General features: G+C 65.8%; 17 protein-coding genes and 4 pseudogenes. 12 read left to right on the top strand and 9 right to left on the bottom strand.

Translation table 11 applies throughout. From position 1 onward, the window contains the following. Nucleotides 1-31 precede the first annotated feature (31 nt). Genes EZH22_RS02190 through EZH22_RS02175 form a run of 4 tightly spaced genes read right to left on the bottom strand, consistent with a single transcriptional unit; the run spans nt 32 to nt 4,344 of the window. Complete coding sequence (locus EZH22_RS02190; RefSeq protein WP_203194179.1) at nt 32-1,204, bottom strand: CaiB/BaiF CoA transferase family protein; 1,173 nt, start codon at nt 1,202-1,204, stop codon at nt 32-34. A 58-nt stretch (nt 1,205-1,262) separates the two neighbouring features. Beyond that, entirely contained in the window at nt 1,263-2,054 is a 792-nt protein-coding gene (locus EZH22_RS02185; RefSeq protein WP_203194178.1) for an SDR family NAD(P)-dependent oxidoreductase, read from the bottom strand. Further along, nucleotides 2,054-3,259 carry an acyl-CoA dehydrogenase family protein gene (locus tag EZH22_RS02180; protein WP_203194177.1) on the bottom strand — a complete coding sequence of 402 codons (1,206 nt, stop codon included), beginning with the start codon at nt 3,257-3,259 and terminating at the stop codon, nt 2,054-2,056. The genes EZH22_RS02185 and EZH22_RS02180 overlap by 1 nt, the downstream gene beginning before the upstream one ends. 11 nt (nt 3,260-3,270) lie before the next feature. Continuing rightward, complete coding sequence (locus tag EZH22_RS02175) at nt 3,271-4,344, bottom strand: phosphotransferase family protein (RefSeq protein WP_203194176.1); 1,074 nt, start codon at nt 4,342-4,344, stop codon at nt 3,271-3,273. A gap of 367 nt (nt 4,345-4,711) precedes the next feature. Between EZH22_RS02175 and EZH22_RS02170 the strand changes: the two genes are divergently transcribed. The 12 genes and pseudogenes from EZH22_RS02170 to EZH22_RS02120 all read left to right on the top strand — a co-directional run bounded on the left by EZH22_RS02170 (nt 4,712) and on the right by EZH22_RS02120 (nt 14,936). Continuing rightward, a complete protein-coding gene (locus tag EZH22_RS02170) occupies nt 4,712-6,064 on the top strand; it encodes an ABC transporter substrate-binding protein (protein WP_231711263.1) in 1,353 nt (450 codons plus the stop codon). A 102-nt stretch (nt 6,065-6,166) separates the two neighbouring features. Next, complete coding sequence (locus tag EZH22_RS02165) at nt 6,167-6,970, top strand: ABC transporter ATP-binding protein (protein ID WP_203194174.1); 804 nt, start codon at nt 6,167-6,169, stop codon at nt 6,968-6,970. 5 nt (nt 6,971-6,975) lie between these two features. Next, nucleotides 6,976-7,887, top strand: a pseudogene (locus EZH22_RS32770) (AMP-binding protein); the annotation flags it as partial. 513 nt (nt 7,888-8,400) lie between these two features. Next, nucleotides 8,401-9,246 carry an ABC transporter ATP-binding protein gene (locus EZH22_RS32765; protein ID WP_408647758.1) on the top strand — a complete coding sequence of 282 codons (846 nt, stop codon included), beginning with the start codon at nt 8,401-8,403 and terminating at the stop codon, nt 9,244-9,246. 11 nt (nt 9,247-9,257) lie between these two features. Beyond that, on the top strand, nt 9,258-10,148 hold the full coding sequence (locus tag EZH22_RS02155; protein ID WP_203194172.1) for a branched-chain amino acid ABC transporter permease: 891 nt from the start codon (nt 9,258-9,260) through the stop codon (nt 10,146-10,148). A 3-nt stretch (nt 10,149-10,151) separates the two neighbouring features. Further along, a complete protein-coding gene (locus tag EZH22_RS02150; protein ID WP_203194171.1) occupies nt 10,152-11,216 on the top strand; it encodes a branched-chain amino acid ABC transporter permease in 1,065 nt (354 codons plus the stop codon). 73 nt (nt 11,217-11,289) lie between these two features. Then, nucleotides 11,290-12,288 (top strand): TRAP transporter substrate-binding protein, encoded by a 999-nt coding sequence (locus EZH22_RS02145; RefSeq protein WP_203194170.1) that lies wholly within the window; start codon nt 11,290-11,292, stop codon nt 12,286-12,288. 337 nt (nt 12,289-12,625) lie between these two features. Beyond that, a pseudogene (locus EZH22_RS31570) lies at nt 12,626-12,947 on the top strand (thiolase C-terminal domain-containing protein); the annotation flags it as partial. Between the two features lie 26 nt (nt 12,948-12,973). After that, nucleotides 12,974-13,747, top strand: a complete 774-nt coding sequence (locus EZH22_RS02135) for an enoyl-CoA hydratase (protein ID WP_203194169.1) — start codon at nt 12,974-12,976, stop codon at nt 13,745-13,747. A 200-nt stretch (nt 13,748-13,947) separates the two neighbouring features. Beyond that, nucleotides 13,948-14,258: pseudogene (locus tag EZH22_RS02130) on the top strand (chromosome partitioning protein ParB); the annotation flags it as partial. After that, nucleotides 14,251-14,511 carry a FitA-like ribbon-helix-helix domain-containing protein gene (locus EZH22_RS02125; RefSeq protein WP_203196335.1) on the top strand — a complete coding sequence of 87 codons (261 nt, stop codon included), beginning with the start codon at nt 14,251-14,253 and terminating at the stop codon, nt 14,509-14,511. The pseudogene EZH22_RS02130 and the gene EZH22_RS02125, both read left to right, overlap by 8 nt. Continuing rightward, complete coding sequence (locus tag EZH22_RS02120) at nt 14,511-14,936, top strand: type II toxin-antitoxin system VapC family toxin (protein WP_203196334.1); 426 nt, start codon at nt 14,511-14,513, stop codon at nt 14,934-14,936. Before EZH22_RS02125 ends, EZH22_RS02120 begins: the two co-directional genes overlap by 1 nt. Before the next feature lie 236 nt (nt 14,937-15,172). Here EZH22_RS02120 and EZH22_RS02115 read toward each other — a convergent pair whose 3' ends face one another. The 5 genes and pseudogenes from EZH22_RS02115 to EZH22_RS02095 form a co-directional block, all read right to left on the bottom strand. Beyond that, nucleotides 15,173-16,402, bottom strand: coding sequence for an NAD(P)/FAD-dependent oxidoreductase (locus tag EZH22_RS02115; RefSeq protein WP_203194168.1), 1,230 nt, complete (start codon nt 16,400-16,402; stop codon nt 15,173-15,175). Nucleotides 16,403-16,549: 147 nt separating this feature from the next. Next, nucleotides 16,550-17,709 (bottom strand): annotated as a pseudogene (locus EZH22_RS02110) (acetyl-CoA C-acetyltransferase). Between the two features lie 417 nt (nt 17,710-18,126). Then, the gene (locus EZH22_RS02105; protein WP_203194167.1) at nt 18,127-19,338 is read right to left on the bottom strand and encodes an OmpP1/FadL family transporter; all 1,212 of its coding nucleotides are present in this window, start codon (nt 19,336-19,338) and stop codon (nt 18,127-18,129) included. Nucleotides 19,339-19,816: 478 nt separating this feature from the next. Next, nucleotides 19,817-20,638, bottom strand: coding sequence for an FAD-dependent monooxygenase (locus EZH22_RS02100; protein ID WP_203194166.1), 822 nt, complete (start codon nt 20,636-20,638; stop codon nt 19,817-19,819). Further along, the gene (locus EZH22_RS02095; RefSeq protein ID WP_203194165.1) at nt 20,554-20,964 is read right to left on the bottom strand and encodes an NAD(P)-binding protein; all 411 of its coding nucleotides are present in this window, start codon (nt 20,962-20,964) and stop codon (nt 20,554-20,556) included. The genes EZH22_RS02100 and EZH22_RS02095 overlap by 85 nt, the downstream gene beginning before the upstream one ends.

Below are 20,964 nucleotides of genomic sequence, written 5' to 3'. Positions count from 1 at the left end.
CATTGCGCTCTCTTGCTTTCAGATCGCTTGCTTAGATCACCTTGCCAGCCTTCAGTGCGGTGATCTCGTCTTCCGAATAGCCGATGCCTGCCAGTACCTCGCCATTGTGCTCGCCGAGCAGTGGGGGGGGCGTGCGCAGGGTGCAGGGCGTGCCGGAATATTTCACCGGGAAGCCGAGCTGGGGAATGGTGCCCTCCACCGGATGTTCCATGGACAGCAGCATCTGGCGGTGGCGGGCATGGGGGTCATCGAACGCCTCCGCCATGGAGAAGACCGGGCCGAAGGGGATGTCGGCGGCTTCGAGCTGCGTCACCCATTCATCACGCGACTTCCGGGTGAAAAGCTCGGCGAGAGTCGCCTTCTGCGCCGTCTCCCGATCGCCCCGCGGCCATTGCTCGTCCTTCAGCTCGGGAAGGCCGACGGCGTCGCAGAAGCGATGCCAGAAGTGCTCCTCGATGAGGCCGAGGGCGACGTACTTCCCGTCGGCGCAGGCATAGACGTTGTAGCAGGGCGCCTGCCCGATGAAGGGACGTTCGCCGCCCTTCGGCTCGATCCCCGCGAAGAGGTGGTCGGCCCCGTGCAGGGACAGCCACGACATGGCGCCGTCGTGCATGGAGACGTCCACGAACTGGCCGCGCCCTGTGGTCGCCCGCGCCAGCAGCGCGGCGAGGATGCCTGTGGACGCCATCAGCGAGCCACCGCCCACGTCGGCGATGGACAGGCCCGGCACGATGGGGCCCTCGCCCGCCTTGCCGAACAATTGCAGCGCGCCCGCCTCGGCCAGATAGTTGAGATCGTGGCCGGGCTTGAGCCGGCTCGGCCCATCCTGCCCGTATCCGGAGATGGCGCAATAGACGAGGCGCGGGTTGACCTCAGCCAGCGTCTCGTAGCCGAGGCCGAGGCGGTCCATGACGCCGGGGCGGAAGCCCTCCAGCAACACGTCCGCTTCCGCCACCAGCTTGAGCAGGATCGCCCGGCCGTCTTCCGATTTGAGGTTCAGCGTCAGGCTCTTCTTGTTGCGGTTGAGCAGCAGGAAGGAGCCGGATTCCGCGCGGTTCAGCGGCGGAAAGGTGCGGTTGTAGTCACCGCCCTCGGGCTGCTCGATCTTGAGGACGTCGGCGCCGAGGTCGGCCAGCATCAGCGAGCAGAATGCGCCCGGCAGCAGGCGGGTGAGGTCCAGCACCTTGAGGCCGGCAAGGGCCAAGGGGGGGCGAGCGGGGCCCCGGTGGGGGTGAGCGCGTTCATATATCTGGTCTTTCGGATCAGGCGGCGGTCCAGCCGCCGTCCACCGCCAGCGAGGCGCCGGTGATGTAGGAGGCGGCGGGCGAGGCGAGGAACAGGCAGGCGCCGACCAGCTCCTGCGGATGACCGAAGCGGCCCATGGGCGTGCGGCCGGTGACGCGCTCGGCGAGCTTCGGGTTCTGGCGCATGCCTTCGGTCAGCTCGGTTTCGAAATAGCCGGGGCCGACCGCATTCACCCGCACGCCCTTCTTCGCCCATTCGAGGGCGAGCTGGCGGGTCATCAGCTCCACCCCGCCCTTGGCGGCGCAATAGGCGGTGGTCCGCGCCAGCCCCACCCGGCCGGCGACGGAAGTGATGTTGACGATGGCGCCTTCGCCCTGGGCCAGCATCACTCGGCCTGCCGCGCGGGCGGCGAGGAACACGCCGGTGAGGTTGGTCTCCACCACCTGCCGCCACTCGTCGAGGCTCGTATCCTCGGCGGTCTTGTACCAGGGATTGATGCCGGCATTGTTGACGAGCACGTCGATGCGGCCATGGCGCTCCACCACCGCGCGGGCCAGCGCCTCGACGTCCGCCTCGCTGGCCACGTCGGCGGCGATGCCCTCGGCCGATCCGCCGTGGGTGGCGATCGCGGCGGCGGCCTCGGCCAGCGTCCCGGCGCTGCGGCCGGTGAGCACCACATGGGCGCCGGCGGCGGCAAAGCCCTCCGCTACGGCGCGGCCGAGGCCCCGACCGCCCCCGGTGACGATGACGATCTTGCCGGCAAGACCGGGCATGGACGCGGGAAGGGGCAGGGGAAGGGCGAGGCCCATCACGCGGCTCTCCCTTCCGGCATGGCCTTCACGGCCGCGCCACGGGCGAGCCGGCGGGCGATGTTCCAGCGGTGGACCTCGGACGGGCCGTCGTAGATGCGGAATCCGCGCACGTCGCGGAAGATGCGCTCCACCTCCGTATCGCGCGTCATGCCGAGGCCGCCCAGCACCTGGAGCGAGCGGTCCACGATGCGGAAGATGGCTTCGGAGGCGAACACCTTGACCATGGAGCTTTCCACGTTCGCCTTCTGGCCCTGGTCCAGCAGCCATGCGGCGTGGCGGATGGCGAGGCGGGTGGTGTGCAGGTCGATCTCGTTGTCGGCCAGCATGAAGCCGAGGCCCTCGTGGGACAGCAGCGTGCCGCCGAACGCCTCGCGCCGCGACGCATAGTCGGTGGCGATGTCATGGGCACGCCGCGCCGCGCCCAGCCAGCGCATGCAGTGGGTGAGCCGCGCCGGCACCAGCCGCGCCTGGGCATAGCGGAAGCCCTCGCCCACGGCGCCGAGCACGTCGGACGCGGGAACGCGCAAATTCTCCAGCGCCACTTCCGCGTGGCCGCCGGTGAAGGAGCTGTCCAGCGTGTCGAGCGCGCGGGCGATGCGGAAGCCTGCCGCCGGCAGATCGGTGAGGAACATGGTGGCGCCCACGTCCCGCCCGTCCACGACGGTCCGTGCCATGACGATGGCGAAGGCAGCGCCCTCGGCGCCGGTGATGAGCCATTTCACGCCGTTGACGACGAAGTGGTCGCCCTCCCTCACCGCTGTGGTCTTCATGAGGGAGGGGTCGGCGCCGGCGCCCGGATGGGGCTCGGTCATCAGGAAGCAGGAGCGGGTCTCGCCCACCGCCATGGGCGCGAGGAAACGCGCGTTCTGCGCCGGGCTCGCCACCTCGGCGAGGAGGTGCATGTTGCCCTCGTCCGGCGCGGCGATGTTGAGCGCCACCGGGCCGAGCATGGAATAGCCCGCCGCCTCGAACACCACCGCTTTGCCGAGGTGGGAGAGGCCGAGCCCGCCCCATTCCCGCGCCACATGGGGGCTCAGCAGGCCGGCGGCGCGCGCCTTGGCCACCAGCTCGCGGCGCAGGTCGTCGGTGGGGCCATGGGCGGTGCGGCGGGGGTCGGTCTCGAAGGGCAGGATCTCCTCTCGCACGAAGGCCGATGTGCGGGCCTCCAGCGCAGCGAGCTCTTGGGGAAGCGCAAAGTCCATGGGGCGTCGCCTCAGAATGTCTTGTCGTTGACGATATCGAGGGTGAAGTCGAACAGCGCTTCGGCGAGCTGGCCGAAGCCGGCATAGCGCGGGTCCGCCGTCTCGCCGGCGAGGTGCCGGGCGTGGAGCTGGTGGAACACCACGCCGAGCTTCAGCATGGTGAGCACCCGGTAGGGCTTGAGCTGCCTGAGGTCCCGCTCGGTGGCGCGGGCGTAGGCCTGCGCCGCCTCCGCGCGGGTCAGGAAGCCGGGATGGGCCGTGGGCATCTGCGCCAGCTGGTGCATGCAGGCGGGATCACCCGGCTCGGTCCAGTAGCTGAGCAGGGTTGCGAGGTCGAACAGCGGGTCGCCGCGGGTGCCCATGTCCCAGTCCACCACGGCGACGGGCGCGAGGGTCGCGGGATCAAGCAGCACGTTGTCGAGCTTGAAGTCGTTGTGCAGCAATGTCGGCGCCGTTGCATCCGCCACCTCGGCAGCGGCGAGCCATGCGGCTACGGCGCTGGCGGCAGGTGAGAGCGCCCCCTTCGCCACCCGTTCGGCCCGGCCGATCCAACCCGCGGCGGTGCGGGCGAAAAAGCCGGCGGGCCGGCCGAGGGTGTCGAGGCCCACCCGTTTGGGGTCCACCGCATGGATGGCCGCAAGCGTCTCCACCAGCAGGCGCGAGACGGCGGCGCCCGTCTGCGCCGTGGCCGGGAGGGGGGCGAGGCTGTCGCCGCGCAGGGCGATGCCGTTGCGGAATTCGAGGAGCTGGAACGGCGCGCCGGCGACCCCGGCATCGACGCACAGATGCAGGCTGCGGGGCGCCAGCGGCAGTTCCCGCCAGAGGGTCGAGAGGATGCGATGCTCGCGCGCCATGTCGTGAGCGCCGGGGGGCAGAGGACCGTCCGGAGGACGGCGCAGCACTGCCCAGCCGCCGTCCACTCGGGCCAGGAAGTTGAGGTTGGCGAGCCCGCCCGCGAACTGGCGCGGCGCGAAGGCGCGATCCAGCGCGATGCCGTGGTCCGCAAGATGGATGGCCACCGCGTCCCAGTCGAGCACCCGGCCCTCCGCGCGGCTGCGCAGGGCAACGCCCGGCGGCGGCGCCAAGGGCTGCCGCCCCAGGACCACGGCCGACGCAGCGCCCCCGTCTGGAGACGGCGACGGCAGACCAGGGGGCGTGGGTTCGGCTTCGACCATGAGGCACCGGGGTTGGGACATTTTGTCGGACCAAAATTGTCCGACTGAAATTATTTGGTCAAGTGGAAATTCGTCGCCGCAGTGCAGCGAATACAGCGTTATATCGCATCTTAATATAGATATTATAACGCTTTTTCCCGCATTTCGTGGCCTGCCGCAAATCTATTGACGATCAATCGCTCTTCGATTTATGGTCCGATCATCATATCAAAAATGCCGGACCAAACCCCGGCCTCGGGAGGAAGCGCCAATGTCTCGAAGCCCTGGTACGCGTCGCGTGCCGACTCTTGCGTTCGCCTGTGCCCTCGGCGTCGCGGCCTTTGCCGCCGCTGCATCTCTGCCCGCCGCGGCCCAGTCGCCGGCCCCCGGCGCGGGCAAGGCGATGGAGCAGTTCGTGCCCATCGCCATCTACCGCACCGGCCCCTACGCGCCGGGCGGCTCGGGCATCTATGGCGCCTATGCGGACTATCTGGCGCTGGTGAACGCCCGCGACGGCGGCGTGAACGGGGTGAAGCTCGTCTATGAGGAGTGCGAGACCGGCTATCAGCCCGACCGCATGATCGAGTGCTACGAGCGGCAGAAGGCCAAGGGTCCCACCGGCGCCGCGGCTTTCACGCCTTCCGGGACGGGCGGCGTCTACGCCCTCATCGACCGCATGACGGCGGACAAGATCCCCTCGGTCACCATCGGCTACGGGCGCACGGATTCCTCCGACGGGCGGGTGTTCCCGTATTTCTTCCCGCTGATCTCCAATTACTGGAGCGAGAACACCGCCACCATCCGCTACATCGCCGAGCGCGAGGGCGGCCTTGAGAAGCTGAAGGGCAAGCGCATCGCCAACGTGGTGATGGATTTCGCTGCTGGCCGGGAGACCCAGGCCATCCTCGACGCCCAGGCCAAGCGCTACGGCTTCGAGGTGACCACCTTCCCCATCACGCCGCCCGGCCTCGACCAGCGCGCCGTGTGGCTGCAGGTGCGCCAGTATCGTCCGGACTGGGTGCTGTTCCGCGGCTGGGGTGCCGCCACCCCCACCGGCATCAAGGAAGCCGCCCGCGCCGGCATTGCCCGCGACCGCATCATCGGGTGGTGGTGGTCGGGCTCGGAGGAGGACGTGACGCCTGCGGGCGATGCGGCCAAGGGCTTCATCACCGCCCAGTTCCACGCCACCGGGCCGAACTATCCGGTGTTCGAGGACATCAAGAAATACGTCTATGCCAAGGGCGCCGGCAATGTGGAGGAGAACCGCATCGGCTCGGTCTACTATGTGCGCGGCGTGCTCCACGGCGTAGCGGTGACGGAAGCCATGCGCACCGCCATGAAGAAGTTCGGCAACCGTCCGCTCACCGGAGACGAGGTGCGCTGGGGCCTCGAGCATCTGGTGATGACCAGCGAGCGCATCAAGGAATTGGGCCTTGAAGGTCTGATGCCGGAGATCAAGGTCACCTGCGCCGACCACGAGGGCGACGGCGCCATCCGCTTCCAGCAGTGGGACGGCGCCAAATGGACGATGATCTCCGACTGGATCAAGTCGGACCAGTCCATGGTGCGCCCGCTGATCGAGGCGTCGGCGGCCCAGTTCGCCAAGGAAAAGGGCATCACGGCGCGGGACTGCGCCGGTGAGACCAACTGAGCCCGCCCGCTCGATCCGCGACACCGCCACACGAACCGCAGCGCGCCGGAGCGCGGGCTTCGCCCGCCCCGGTGCCGGAACCATCCCAGGGAGAGGCACGCCATGAGCGAGCAAGGCCCCTTGCTGTCCATCGCCGGCATCGAGGTGATGTATGCGCGTCTGGCGCTTGTCCTGCGCGGCCTCACGCTCAGAGTGCCGAGGGGCGGCATCGTCGCGCTGCTCGGCGCCAACGGGGCGGGCAAGACCACCACCATGAAGGCGGTGGCGAACCTCCTGCGGTCGGAGCGGGGCGAGGTGACGCGCGGCGCCATCCATTACGACGGCGCGCGCATCGACGGGCTCGACGCTTCCGACCTCGCGCGGCGCGGCCTCTCCCTGGTGATGGAGGGCCGGCACGCCTTCGGCACCCTGTCGGTGGAGGATAATCTGAAGGTCGGCGCCTTCTCCCGCCGCGACCGTGGGGTGGGTGACAGCCTCGACATGGTCTACCGCTACTTCCCGCGCCTGAAGGACCGTCGGCTCCAGGCCGCCGGCCTCCTCTCCGGCGGCGAGCAGCAAATGTGTGTCATCGGCCGCGCCCTCATGGCCCGTCCGCGCATGATCCTGCTCGACGAGCCCTCCATGGGCCTCGCGCCGCTGTTGGTGGAGGAGATCTTCTCCATCATGCGCCAGCTCAACGTGGACGAAGGCATGACCTTCCTCCTCGCCGAGCAGAACGCCGCCGTTGCCCTGCGCTACGCCACCTACGGCTATCTCGTAGAGAGTGGTCGGGTGGTGCGCGAAGGGCCGGCTGCGGCGCTCGCCGCCGATCCGGAAATCCGCGCCTCCTATCTCGGGCTCGATGCGTCCGCCGAGGCCGGCAGTGCGACCCTCGCCGCCCGTCGGCGCCCGCGCTGGCTCTCCTGAACTCCATGGCCGAAGGGACCTTTCCTCCCATGAACCATGCCCTCGACCATACGACGCTCGCGGTCGGACAGGCGGACGCGCCCCCCGGCGAGACGCTGCCCGGGGCTCTCGTCGCGGCCGCCCGCCACCATGCCGCGCGCCCGGCCTTGCGCCACAAGACGGGCGGCATCTGGCGCACGTGGACGTTCGCGGACTATCTCGCCCGCACCGCCGCCATGGCCCGCCTGCTCGACGGCGCGGGCTTCACCGGCGCGGGCCTGCTGGTGAGCGTGGGCGAGAACCGGCCGGAGCTGTATGCCGCTGCTCTCGGAGCGCAAGGCCTCGGCGCCGCCGTGATGCCGCTCGGGCCGGAATTCCTGCGCCGCTACGGTGCGCCCGAGGCCGATCCCGCCCTGGTCCTGTGCGAGAATGAGGAGGCCGCCCGCGCGTGGCGCGCCGTGAGCCGCAACCGCGCCTCCGTGCTGCGCCTCGACGAGCTGGGGCCATCACCGGAAGAGGCCCGCGAGGATGGCATCGCCTGGTTCGCCTGGCGCGCCGCCACCGTCGATGGTGACCAGACCGCGCTCGTCCTGCACACGGACGGCGCGGACGGGGCGCCCCGCCCCGTGGCGCTTTCCCACCGGCGCCTGCTTGCCGCCGGCAAGGCGGCGGTGTCGCGGCTGGAGCTTGCTTCATCCGACCGGCTCATGGCCTTCCTGCCCGCCTCCGGCATCGCGGACGCGGCGGGCAGCCTGGTGCAGCCGCTCCTGTCCGGCTGCTGCGTGCATTGTGTGGAAGGGCCGGCGAGCTTCCCCATCGACCTCAGGGTGGTGGCGCCCACCGTGCTGCCCGCGCCCGCTCGCGTGTTCGAGCTGATCGATCGCGATGCGGGACGCCGCCTGTCGGGTGGCGGGCCGCTGGTGCGGGCGCTCGCTCGTGCGGCGGAAAATGGCGTTCCCGGCGCCGGCCTCGTCTTCGCGGCGCCGCTGCGCAACACCCTCGGGATCAGCGCCTGCCGCCTCGCCTTTGTCACCTCCGGCGAACTGGGGTCGGCCGCCGCCACCCGCCTCATGACTTTCGGCCTGCCGCTGGACATGGACCTCGGCCTCGCCGAGGACGGCAGCCCGCTTTCCCGCGCCGGCACGCCGGCCGATGCGGCAAGCCTGCTGCGGCACGTGGAAGCCCTGCTCCGTGGCGAGGCCGGCATCGACCGCGCCCGCGTCACCCGCGACCCGGTGGGTCTGCGCGCACGTATCGCGCTCGCCCCCATGGCCGGCGACACGGAGGATGGCGCCGCCGCCCGCGCCCGTGCTGCTACGGCGGTGGAGCGGGTGAATGCCCGCCTCGTCGCGGAGAGCCACCGGCAGCCTGTCTCCATCGTCGCGCTGGAGCTGGCGCCGGACGGTTTCGGCCCGCAGGAGCTGACGCTGGAAGGCGAGGTGCGGCACGCCATGCCCACCGCCATTGTCCTCGCGGCCGACGACACCCGGACCCAGCGCGCCTCCCGCGCACAGGGAAAGGTGCTCATGGCGGTGAGTGACGTGGCGGTGGCGTTCGGCGGCGTGAAGGCGCTCACCGACGTTTCGCTGGCCATCCATGAGGGTGAGATCCTCTCCATCATCGGGCCGAACGGGGCGGGCAAGACCTCGCTGCTCAACGTCATCAATGGTGTCTACCATCCGCGCGCCGGCTCCATCACCTTCGCCGGGAAGGTGCGCGCCCGCATGCGCCCGGCCTTCGCCGCGCGCTCCGGCATCGGCCGCACCTTCCAGCACGTCTCCCTGTTCAAGGGCATGAACGTGATCGACAACGTGCTGGTGGGTCGCGCCGCCCGCTTCAGGGGCACGCTTCTCGGCAAGCTGCTGCGCCTGCCCTCCACCGCCGCGGAGGAGCGGCGCGAGCGGGAGGCGGCGGAGCGCATCCTCGCCTTCCTGGAGCTGGAGCACCTGCGCAAGGCCCCGGTGGCAAGCCTGCCCTACGGTGTCCAGAAGCGCGTGGAGCTCGCCCGCGCGCTCGCTACCGAGCCGCGCCTGCTGCTGCTGGACGAGCCCATGGCCGGCATGACCCACGAGGAGAAGCGCGACATGTGCGGCTTCATCCGCCGGGTCAACGAGAGCTTCGGCACCACCATCCTCATCATCGAGCACGACATCGGCGTGGTGATGGGCCTGTCCGACCGCGTCGTGGTCCTCAACTACGGCCGCAAGATCGCCGACGGCACGCCGGACGAGGTGCGCGCCGACCGCGAGGTCATCGCCGCCTATCTCGGCTCCGCCGCAGTGGGCGAGGCCGCCTGAAGGAACAGCACATGAGCGATTTCTCCTTCTTCCTCGAAGTGGTGGTGGGCGGCCTGCTCTCCGGCGTCATGTACACGCTGGTGGCCTTGGGCTTCGTGCTCATCTTCAAGGCCTCCGGCGTGTTCAACTTCGCCCAGGGCGCCATGGTGCTGTTCGCGGCGCTGACCTTCGTGGGCTTCCTGGAATTCGGCCTGCCCATGTGGGCCGCATTCCTCCTGGCGCTGGCCGCCATGCTGGCATTGGCGGTGGCCATCGAGCGCACGGTGCTGCGCCCCCTCGTCGGGCAGGATCACATGATCCTGTTCATGGCCACCATCGGCCTGTCCATCTTCCTGGAGGGCTTCGCCCAGCTCATCTGGGGTACGCGGGTGCGCGGGCTGGACCTCGGCATCTCCGACGAACCGGTGGAGATCGGCGGCATCCTCGTGTCCCAGTTCGATCTCTCCGCCGCGGTCATGGCGGCGGTGCTGGTGGCGGTGCTCTCGGCCTTCTTCTCCTACACCAAGGTCGGGCGCGCGCTGCGCGCTGTCGCCGACGACACCCAGGCGGCGCAGGTGGCGGGCGTGCCGCTCGGCTTCATCTGGGCGGTGGTGTGGGGCGCGGCGGGCTTCATCGCACTGGTCGCTGGCCTGGTGTGGGGCGCCCGGCTGGGGGTGCAGTTCGCGCTGACCCTGGTGGCGCTCAAGGCGCTGCCGGTGATGATCCTCGGCGGCTTCAACTCCATCGCCGGCGCCATCGTCGCGGGCCTCGTCATCGGCGTCAGCGAGAAACTCGCCGAGATCTATCTCGGTCCATTCGTCGGCGGCGGCATCGAGAACTGGTTTCCCTATGCGCTGGCCATCGCCGTCCTCCTCATCCGCCCCGCCGGCCTGTTCGGCGCCGCGCGCATCGCGAGGGTCTGACCCATGTTCTACCGTGACGCCGGCGCGCTGAAGACGACCTATGCGCAGGAGCAGGCCATCTTCCCGGTCGCTCTCGACCGCTGGGCGGTGGTGATCCTGGTGGCGGCGGGGGCGCTGGTGGTGCCGCTGGTGGCCGGCCCCTACTGGCTCGGCTCCATCCTGCTGCCCTTCCTCATCCTGTCGCTGGCAGCGATCGGCCTCAACATCCTCACCGGCTATGCGGGACAGCTGTCTCTCGGGTCCGGCGCCTTCATGGCGGTGGGCGCCTACGCGGCGGTGAACCTCGTCATCCGGCTGCCCGGATTGCCCTTTCCGGTCTCCTTCGCGCTGGCCGGGCTGGTGGCGGGGGCCGTGGGGCTCGCTTTCGGCCTCCTCTCCTTGCGCATCCGCGGCTTCTACGTGGCGGTGGCGACCCTTGCCGCGCAATTCTTCATCGAATGGATCTGCACCCACCTCCCGTGGCTCGTGCTGAACACCCCCTCCGGCGTCGTCTCCACTCCGACGCTCTTTTTATTCGGCTTCGGCTTCTCGTCCGTGCCGTCCCGGTACCTCGTCGCATTCGCGACGGTTGTCGCCCTCGCTTTCGTGGCGAAGAACCTCATCCGCTCCTCCGCCGGCCGCGCCCTGATGGCGGTGCGCGACCACGAGACGGCGGCGGAACTGACGGGGGTCGACACCACCCGGGCCAAGCTTACCGCGTTCGCGGTCTCCGGCTTCTGCTGCGGGGTGGCCGGCGCGCTGTGGGCGTTCCTCTATCTCGGCAATGTGGAGATCGAGGCCTTCTCGCTCCACCGCTCCTTCCAGATCCTGTTCATGATCATCATCGGCGGCCTCGGCTCCATCCTCGGCTCCTTCCTGGGCGCGGCCTTCATCGTGCTCCTGCCGGTGGCCATCGCCAACGCCGCCACCCTGTTCGGCGAGGCGCTGAAGCCCGACGTGCTGGCCAATCTCGAACTGATGATCTTCGGCGGCCTCATCGTCACCTTTCTCATCATCGAGCCCAACGGCCTCGCCCGCCTCGCGTTGAAGGCGAAGGAGCGTCTGCGGCGCTGGCCGCTGCCTTATTGAGACGTGGCCAGAGGTGACCGGCAGTTTAGGCGAACGACGCGCACCAAGGCGCGCAAAGCAGGAGGAAATGCCCATGAACAGAGACCTCGGCCGCCTCGCGATGGCGGCGGTGATGACACTCGCCCCCCTCGTTGCCGCTCCGGCGCCCGCGTCGGCAGAAGAGCTGCGGCTCGTCTTCGACATCCCGCTCAACCATCCGCGCGTACCCTATTTCACCGCGATGGTCGATTCGGTGGCGAAGTCGACCTCGGGCCGGTTGACGCTGACCGCGAACCCCGGTGGCACCATCTATCCCGGCTTTGCCTCCATCGAGGCGCTGAAGGACGGGAAAGCCGAACTCACCTTCGTCAATGCCGCGAACCTCGAGCGGCTCGATCCCCGCTTCGGCTTCATCAACCTGCCTTTCGCTCTCGACGACACCGCCATGGCCCGGCCCGCCACGCGGCGTGGCGTGGTGGAATTGCTCGACAATCTCGCGCAGAAGCAGGAGCTGCGGGTCATCGGCCTGATGCGCGGGGCGGACCAGCTCTTCGTCTTCCGCGACAAGCGCGTCGCCACGTCCGCGGACCTCAAGAGCTTGAAGATCCGGGTGGCCGGCGCCGGCATCTACGAGGAGATCATGCGCCGACTCTCCGCGGAGCCGGTCGTGCTGCCCATTCCCGAGATGAAGCCGGCGTTCGCGCGCGGCGCGCTCGACGGGGTCTTCACCTCCCCTGGCGCCTGGACCTCGCAGCTCGGGATGACAGCGCCCAAGGCCACCCACGCGCCTGGCCTGATGATGATCACCTACGCGCTGGTGGCCCGGAAGGATGCTGTCGAACGCCTTCCGGCGGCTGATCGCGAGGCGCTGCTCGCGGCTGCCCGCGCGGACATCACGGAAGGCTGGGAACGCATGGAGGCGGATGACGCGGCCATCCTGAAGGACATGGCAGCGAAGGGGGCCGCCATTGTCACCGTGACGGATCTCAAGCCGTGGCGTGAAGCCGTCTCTCAGGTTGCCGCGACGTTCTCCGAGCGCTTTCCGGATATTTGGCGAGAGTTCCAGGTCCAGATAAGGCCGCGTGGCAACTGATCGAATACCACGCCGGGCGGCCGTCGCCCGGCGTGTTTCTTAAAACATGGAAACAAAAATTCGCGCAGTTACTCTCATCGGTTGAATTGATGAAATTGGAATCGCCCGACAATGCTTGGACATATCATTTGTTGGTCGCACACTCGATTTGGAAAGCTGGATGGCGATACGCTCGAGAGTCTGATCGGTGGGTTACTTCCTCGGCTTTGGCACGTGCCGGGGTGGAACCGGCAGAGGTCGACGAGATCGTGGTCGGCCATTGCAATCAGGGTCTCGACCCGCAGGGCTTCCCCGCGCCCCTTGCTCTGCAGACGGACCAAGCCCTTCGCTTCAGCCCCTCCACGCGCGTGACTGCTTCACGGTCGCCGAGCTGATCGAATACGAGGCGATGGGCCTCACGCCCGCCGGAGAGGGGCGCCGTGCGATTCCGGAAGGCTGGAGCGAACCAGATGGCAGGCTGCCGGTGAACCTGTCTGGCGGTCTCAGGGCCACGGGCCATCCGATCGGCGTCACCGGTGTCGATGCATGTGATGGCGGCAATGCAGCTCGCGGGAAAGGCGCCGGGCATCCAGCTCAGTTATGCGGGGCTCGGCGGGATCTTCAACATGGGCGGCGCGGCCGTCGCGAACGACCTCAGCATTCTGGAACGTACGCGGTGAATGCACCTAAACAGGAGGGCAGGGCGATGCCATTCGAACTCATCCGAACGAAGGTCATTGGCCGGGTGGGATGGATCACCCTAGATCGGCCGGACGCACTCAACGCGCTCAACGCCGCGATGGTGGGGGAGATCGCGAGCGCCCTCGCCGCGTTCGGAGCCGATCCGGATATCGGTTGCGTGGTACTCACTGGATCCGAGCGCGCCTTCGCGGCAGGGGCGGACATCAAGGAGGCGGGCGAGCGCACCTATCCGGAGACATTTATCGAGGATTTCCTCGCCTCCTGGGATGCGGTCGCCCGCATGCGCAAACCTCTCGTTGCCGCGGTCGCGGGCTATGCGCTGGGTGGCGGTTGCGAAGTCGTGCTGATGTGCGATGTCGTGATTGCTGCGGATACGGCGAGATTCGGCCTCCCGGAAGTGAAGATCGGAGTCATGCCGGGGGCAGGAGGGACGCAGCGCCTCGTTCGTGCCGTCGGCAAGGCAAAGGCGATGGATCTCTGCCTGACAGGCAGGATGATGGAGGCATCGGAGGCGGAACGGTCCGGGCTGGTTTCGAGGGTTGTACCCGCTTCGGATCTGCTCGCCGAAGCGCAGGCCGTCGCCGAAGCGATCTCGACAAAATCCCGCATCAATACGATGGCGATCAAGGAAGCCGTCAACCGGGCCTTTGAGACATCTCTCTCGGAGGGGCTTCTGTTCGAGCGCCGGACCTTCCAAGCCCTTTTTGCAACCCTTGATCAAAAGGAAGGAATGGCAGCCTTCGCTGAAAAGCGCGCTCCTCAGTTTCGCAATAAATGACAAACGCCGGAACTATTCATGAGAATTTTTCAAATCACGAGAGGCCGCGTATTCGTCTCGGCGAGCAGACGTCCCGTCCGTGCGGCCTCGCTCTCCTGCTGCTGGCGCTGCTCCTCAGGGCTGAGGGCTGGCGGCAAGCCGTCGAGCTCGTCCGGCGGCGCCTTGACGTCGGTGGCGTAGAGCTCCTGTCCCGGGCCATGGTCACCGAGGATGGCGAGATCGTCGAAGATGACGCGGATGACGAGGACGCCGGGGATGTGGGCAAGCCGCTGTCCGACCTTCTCGTGCGCGACCTCACGGCCACCGCACCCTCGGCCTGCGCTTCGCCCTTGGCGGGCAGCCGGACATGGCGTTGATCGCCGTCACCCATGCCCTCGCCGCGCGGACCTTCTATCGCGGCGTCGACGCCCATTGCCTCGACATCCGTCCGCATGGCCCGCACCTCGCGGGCCATGCGGACGGCATCGAGGACGCCGCCCCGGCGAAGGCACTGGCGGATCGTCATGCCGGCCATCACCATCCGGAACCGCTCCGCCGAGACCCATCGCGCACTCAAGGTGCGTGCGGCACGCCACGGCCGCAGCACCGAGGCCGAGGTGCGGGACATTCTGGAACAGGCGGCAAAACCGGAAGGGCGAATCCGGCTCGTATCCCTTCCGGCCGAAATCGGCCGCGAGGCAAGGCTCAGCGACAAGGAACGGGCCATCTTCGAGAGCGCGATCGCGCGCGACAAGGCGCCTGCCGATCCGATCAGCTTCGACTGATGATCCTCGTCGACACGAACGTCATTTCGGAGCCGATGACAAAGGTGCCGGACGCCCGCGTCATCGCATGGATCGACGCCCAAGCCATCGAAACGCTCTATCTCTCGGCAGTCACCTTGGCCGAGCTGCGTTTCGGCATTGCCGTGCTCCCGGCGGGCAAGCGCCGGGACAGGCTCCGTGCGCGGCTCGAAGATGAGGTGTTGCCGCTTTTTGCCGATCGCGTGCTGCCGTTCGACCTCGCCGCCTCCGAAGCCTATGCCCGCCTCATGGCGCAAGCCCGCAAACGGGGCACGGCGATCGGCAAGGCCGACGGCTTCATCGCCGCCATCGCGGCATCCCGCAGCCTCGTTGTCGCGACCCGTGACGCCGCACCCTTCGAGACGGCAGGCTTGGCTGTCCTCAACCCTTGGCAGGCTGCCGGCTGACGCCGCCCGCCATGCGGCGCACGCGCGGTTTCCCTCCTCGAAGGACACGCCCGCGTTGCCCAATGGTCGTGTCGGCGTGTTTCTCGGGAGCCGGGAGATCGTGGAGGCCATCGCACGACGGGAGGACGTCAACGGCGAAGGGCTGGGCCCGTCCGTTGGCAGCAAGAAGCGCGGGAAGGTCCGTGAGCTGCTGGGCCTGAAGAGCGAGGAGCTGGTCGCCGGCCTGGGTTATACTATCAAAACGCATATATTGTTTCCTTCAGAGGCTTCGAAATGTCATTAATATTGTTAGCTAAAATCGGGGTTTTTCGCGCGATCAATTGCCGTCCCAGCATGAAATCCGGAGTGGAGTTGATCGCCTCGACCGCCACGACGTGATCCCCACGAAGATGGAAGACGGAAAATTTTCCGTCTGCACGCGTGCCACGCAGTATGTTTTGGTCCGCGCCGATAGCAATACCTGCAATCTGTAGCTTGATATTGTACTGGTCCGACCAGAACCACGGCACCTCCGGAGGTGGAGGCGGGCGACCGACTATGGCATGAGCCACTTGTTTTGCCTGCTCGATGGCGCTCGGTACGCTTTCGACACGGCACTTGTGGCTGCCATACAGCGGCAAGGGACGGAATGTGACGTCGCCGATGGCGTAGATGAAGGGATCGGAGGTGCGCGTGGCCTCGTCAACCTCGATGCCACCGGGACATGCGAGCCCGGCCCGACGTGCGATCTCTTCATTGGGCTGAGCGCCAATGCCGACCAGGGCACTATCACAGGAAATCAGGCGACCGTCCGACAGGCGGATCCCCGAGAGCTTTCCCTGACACCCTTCAAAGCCCAGAAGGTTAACGCCACACAAAATCTCGACCCCATGAGCGCGATGCTGCTCAATGAAAAACTCCGAAAGCACTGGACTCGCAACCCGGGCGAGAACTCTCGTATCTCGTTCCAGGACTGTGACTTCCACGCCCAGGGCGCGGGCTGACGCGGCAACCTCCAGCCCCACGTAGCCACCACCGATGATCGCCAATCGGCAGCTCGGCTCGAGAGCCCGCCGTAATGCCTGGGCATCGGCCACGTTGCGCAGGGTGAAGATGCCGGCAAGATCGTGCCCCGGCACGTCCAATGGGCGTGCGCGCGCACCCGTGGCGATGATCAGGATATCGTAGGCAAGGATCTCGCCCGTCTGGCACCTTACTGTCTTCGTCAGAGGATCGATGGCCTCAACCGCGACGTTCAGTTTGAGGTCGATCGCGTGCGCCGTATAGAATTCGTCATGCTTGAGTTTCAGAGATTCGATGTCCACCAGACCCTTAAGGAAATCCTTGGACAATGGCGGGCGCTGATAGGGCGCGAGCATCTCTTCGCCGATCAATGTAATTCGACCTTTGTGCGCGAGTTGCCGAAGCATCGCAGCCACCGTTCCACCGGCATGGCCGGCGCCTACGATCACAATATGCTTTTCCATTTCGACACGTCTTTATCCGTTGTGTATCGCGCCAGAGGTCTATCTCGCCTTGGTTGCACGCTCCCGGCCCGCTGTCCCGGCGGTCGAAGCAGCAGAAATTGAACGCGCGCCCACTGGGGCCGAGGGATGACTAGCCGAGCAAACTGGTCACAGCGCCTCGATGATGGTCACGTTGGCAATACCGCCGCCTTCGCACATGGTCTGCAGGCCGTACCGCTTGCCGCGTGCACGCAGGGCGTGGATGAGGGTCGTCATAAGCTTGGTTCCCGACGCGCCAAGAGGGTGGCCGAGCGCAATGGCACCACCGTGCACGTTCAGCTTTTCGGGATCGGCATCGAGCGCCTTGAGCCATGCCATGGGGATGGATGCGAACGCTTCGTTGACCTCGAACAAATCGATGTCGGCGAGATGTATGCCCGCGCGCTCCAGGGCCTTGCGGGTGGCCCGGATCGGCTCCTCCAACATCACCACCGGATCCCCCGCAGTAACGGCCAGCGTGTGGATGCGGGCGAGCGGGGCGAGATTGTGCGTCTTGAGCGCCTTCTCGCTCACGACCAGAACCCCGGAAGCCCCATCCGTCATCTGGCTCGCATTGGCGGCCGTGATGGTGCCGCCTTCCTTTATGGGCTTCACGGTTCCCATGGCATCGATGGACGCATCGAAGCGCACGCCTTCGTCCTCGACAAACAAGCCCGCCTCTATCGGAACCGCGACGATCTCACCCCTGAAGGCGCCGCTCCGGATGGCGGCTGCGGCCTTCCCGTGGCTGCGCAAAGCGTATTCATCCATCATCCCGCGGCTGAGACCGTATTTGTCGGCGATCATCTGCGCGCCGATGAACTGGCTGAACTCACCGACCCCATAACGCTCGAGGATTTTGCGGCTCCACGGGCCTATGCCGAGCCCGGCCTGGCTGTGCAATGTATAGTTCGACCCCATGGGCACGCGGGTCATGCTCTCCGCTCCGGCAGCTATGACGATGTCCTGAGTTCCCGACATCACGGCCTGCGCCGCGAACTGGAGAGCCTGCTGGGAAGAACCGCATTGCCGATCCACGGTCACGGCGGGGACGCTATCGGGCAGTCTCGAAGCGAGGACCACGTTGCGCCCGAACGCAAAGGCCTGCTCGCCGGCTTGGGTCACGCAACCGACGATCACGTCGTCGATGGACGCGGGGTCGATGTGGCTGCGATCGAGAAGCGCGTCCACGATGATTCCTCCAAGGTCCGCGGGGTGCACGCCCGAAAGAGCCCCTTACGACGGCCGCCAGCCGTGCGCGCGGCGGCAACAATATAGGCCTCGGCCATGTCTCCCCCTCAAATCGTATGCTTCCAATCAGACCTCTGCACGCACGCCGGTACAGCTAAAGGAGGTGTTCGACGTTTTCCGCTGCGGCTCGACAGCGCCAGAGCGCCTTGGAAGCAGCAGGGGTGGAACGACCCCGCTCCCGGAAATCCGATGTTCAACCAGTTGGTTCACCGCGACGGATTGGTCGCAGCCGGCGACACATCTCCGGCCATACGGGACACCTCCAACGCGCACAAAGATCCGGCACATGGTCTCACCCATCCTCCAATTCAGAGCAAAAGCATTCGCTCGTATCGCCATCTCCCGGTCGAATCAGGGCGTTTGACGCGCCCCGCCGTCACGACCTGACCTAAGCGGCAAAAAAGCAGATCGCACGCCGCCGGCGCACGATCTGTGAGGTCAAGGGCGATTATCAGTCAAAATTTTCTGCCAAATCCGATCGACACATAGTTAATGTCGTTTCCAACTTTAACATTATACCCCGTGCCTAGATCGCGCCCCGAAACCTCCTGATAGAAGTCGTGCGCAAAGGCGCCAACAATATCCCATTCTGAGTTAATTTTGTAAGTAAATCCAACGGTTACTGTGTCGGTCGCATATGTCGGGGCGAGCGTTGATAGGAAGAGCTCATTGCTGCTCATGGCGTGATTCGAGTGAGAAAATCCTGCGCGGACCTGAATTTGATCATTAATTTTGTAATTTGCGCCGAATCGGAAAACATGCTGGTCATTCCAGCCGAAGCCGGGGCCATCCTTTTGGCCAAAAGGAATCTTGACTGCTGTCGCATTGCCAAAAGATTGTGTCCCGCTCCAGTTGATCCAAACATAATCGAACGCAAACGTCAGCTGGGGATTGAAATCGTACGCGAGGCCGACGCCGGCCTGCTGAGGAAGATTGACGTTGCCGCCATCCGGCAGGAGCGCTGCGAATTCATTAAGCTTCTGAAACCAGGTCGGGCTGGAATAGGTCAGGCCCAGCCGGAGATTCGGGGCAATTGTACCAAGATAGCCGACCGCGAACCCGCCCCCCATCCCCCAGTCGAAGGCGCTGCCATCAAATCGGCCGCCGCTGATGATGTTGAAGACATCCGCGCCCCCCACCTCCAACGAAGTGTATGAAATCTTCGCCGAAACACCAATATAGTGCCCGGGGGCGAACTGATACGTCGCGGTTGGTAGAAGCGTGGCCGCGCCGAACGCCGACTTTACCGGGCTTGTCCCGAATGGCCCCGAAATTTCCGGGATTGGAGTATGATAATTGGCGGAAAATCCCTGAAGGTATGAAGATATTCCGAAGGTTATGTTTTCATTATATTGATAGTTTACGCCGAGAAGGGGCATGGTTGCCGTCGGAGCATCCGAGTATTCTCGGCCGTTGATCTCCGTTTGGATGCCGACCATCATTTCGGTGGCGACGATGTCCGCGCGATTGCCAACCGCCCCCATGCTCGCCGGATTGTTGACGGCGGCCATCGAATCCATCGGATTCGCGATGCCGGCGCCACCCATCCCAAGCGCCGCCGGACTATAGCCCGGGACTTGGCTTCCATTTGCGGCGTAGGCTGAGGCAGACCCGACACAAAGTGCGACACCGGTGCTGGCGACCGCCAGCAGATGATTTTTCCCCACGGATTCCTCCCACTTTTATTTTAAGAACAGGGAAGTCAGCTGTGATTGCCGTGCCCCGAACGCATCTATTTTTATTGGTGACTCAGCTATACGCGACCATACGAACGTGGCCATGGCTTTCGAAGCGAACGCCTTGGCCTCCAGTCTTGCACGCAGGAAGCGAGGTGCTGCCGAGGTTCGAGGCTGCCCTCCTATTGAGGAAGCCAATACGTTTCCGCGGCACCGATGGTGCCCCTTGCACCTCCCCCCGGCCGGCTTGCGCCGATCTATCTATTATTATAGCTATTAATTTTGAAACGCTATCATCGTTCCAGAATGGGCGCAATGGGTGAAGCGCACATTCTGGAATGGAGTGAACGTCGTCGTTGCAGGGAGCCAGACCTGATCGGGAATACGGTTACAGAATTATCGCTGGAACCCGTATAAAGTGGATCTGCGGCGATACGAATTGTGCAGTGCCGCGAGTTGGGTAATCGCGTCAACCGACCTTTTCCATTGTATAGGCGCGCCAAGATTTGCCATATTTCTCCATGAAACTCGGGTACTCTTTTCTCAATCGCTCCTCGCTGATCCGCCCGGTGCGATTGAGGTAGTCCATCACGAGCTCGGTGGGGCTCAAGACGTCGAGCCGGTCGCCGATGCCTTCATACCAATTCAGGCTCTTCTCCATGGCGGCTACGATCTTCATCTTTCCGGATTCATGCCGTGCGCGGAACTCGCCAAGTGCTTTTGGGATATCGTTCGGATATACTTGTAATGCTTGGCAAAGTGCGATGGAGTCCTCCATGGCGATGCGCGTTCCCGATCCGATGCTCGGATGAGCGCTGACGAGAGCATCGCCGATCAGGGCCGTGTTGCCGACGGACCAGTTCTTGACACGTGTGACCGGCAGACTCCCCCACAGGGACTTGTTCGTGACGACGCCCTTGCCCCCCAGCTCTTCCGCGAAGATCTCCTCGGTCATGGCGGTGCGCTCATCGTCGGACAGATCCTTGAAACCATTCTCCCAGGTTCTCGGATCACATTCCGCGACGAACGTGCCCATCGTTTCCGTATAAGCGTAGCCCACCGCCCAGAAATAACCCAATGGTGTCTTGCGGAAGCTGAGGATGGGATAGGGAAAATGAGCCTGGGTGCCATACCAGGCCATCTTGCTCCGCAAGGCGTAGCTGGTCATGCCGAAGGCCTCCGCATTGCCGTTGCGGATGACGGAGTTCACGCCATCGGCGCCCACGACGAGGTCGGCGTCCGATCCGGAGAGCTTTTCGTTGCGGTGCTGATAGTGAACGGCGACGCCCAAGTCGGCGGCGCGCTCCTGGAGGATTTGAAGCAAGCGCAGCCGCGAGATGGCAGCACCGTATCCCCCCCCTCGATGAAGATGCTCTCGCCCATGTGCCGGACGACCCTGTGCCGGGAGACGAAGCACGATTCGAGTATCCGGTCGTGGCTTTCCTCGTCGGCGTGCCGCAGGCGCTCCATGCCCCTGTCGGCCAGAACGATGCCGAAGCCGAACGTCGCATCTTTCGGGTTCTGTTCGAAGACCGTAACGTCGGCATCCAGAGTCTTGCGGGCCAGAATGGCGAGATACAGGCCCGACGGACCGCCGCCATTGACGATGATCCTCAT

Origin of the sequence: Xanthobacter dioxanivorans (genome assembly GCF_016807805.1) — a bacterium.
Lineage (GTDB): Bacteria > Pseudomonadota > Alphaproteobacteria > Rhizobiales > Xanthobacteraceae > Xanthobacter > Xanthobacter dioxanivorans.
This window is presented reverse-complemented; position numbering and strand designations above follow the sequence as displayed.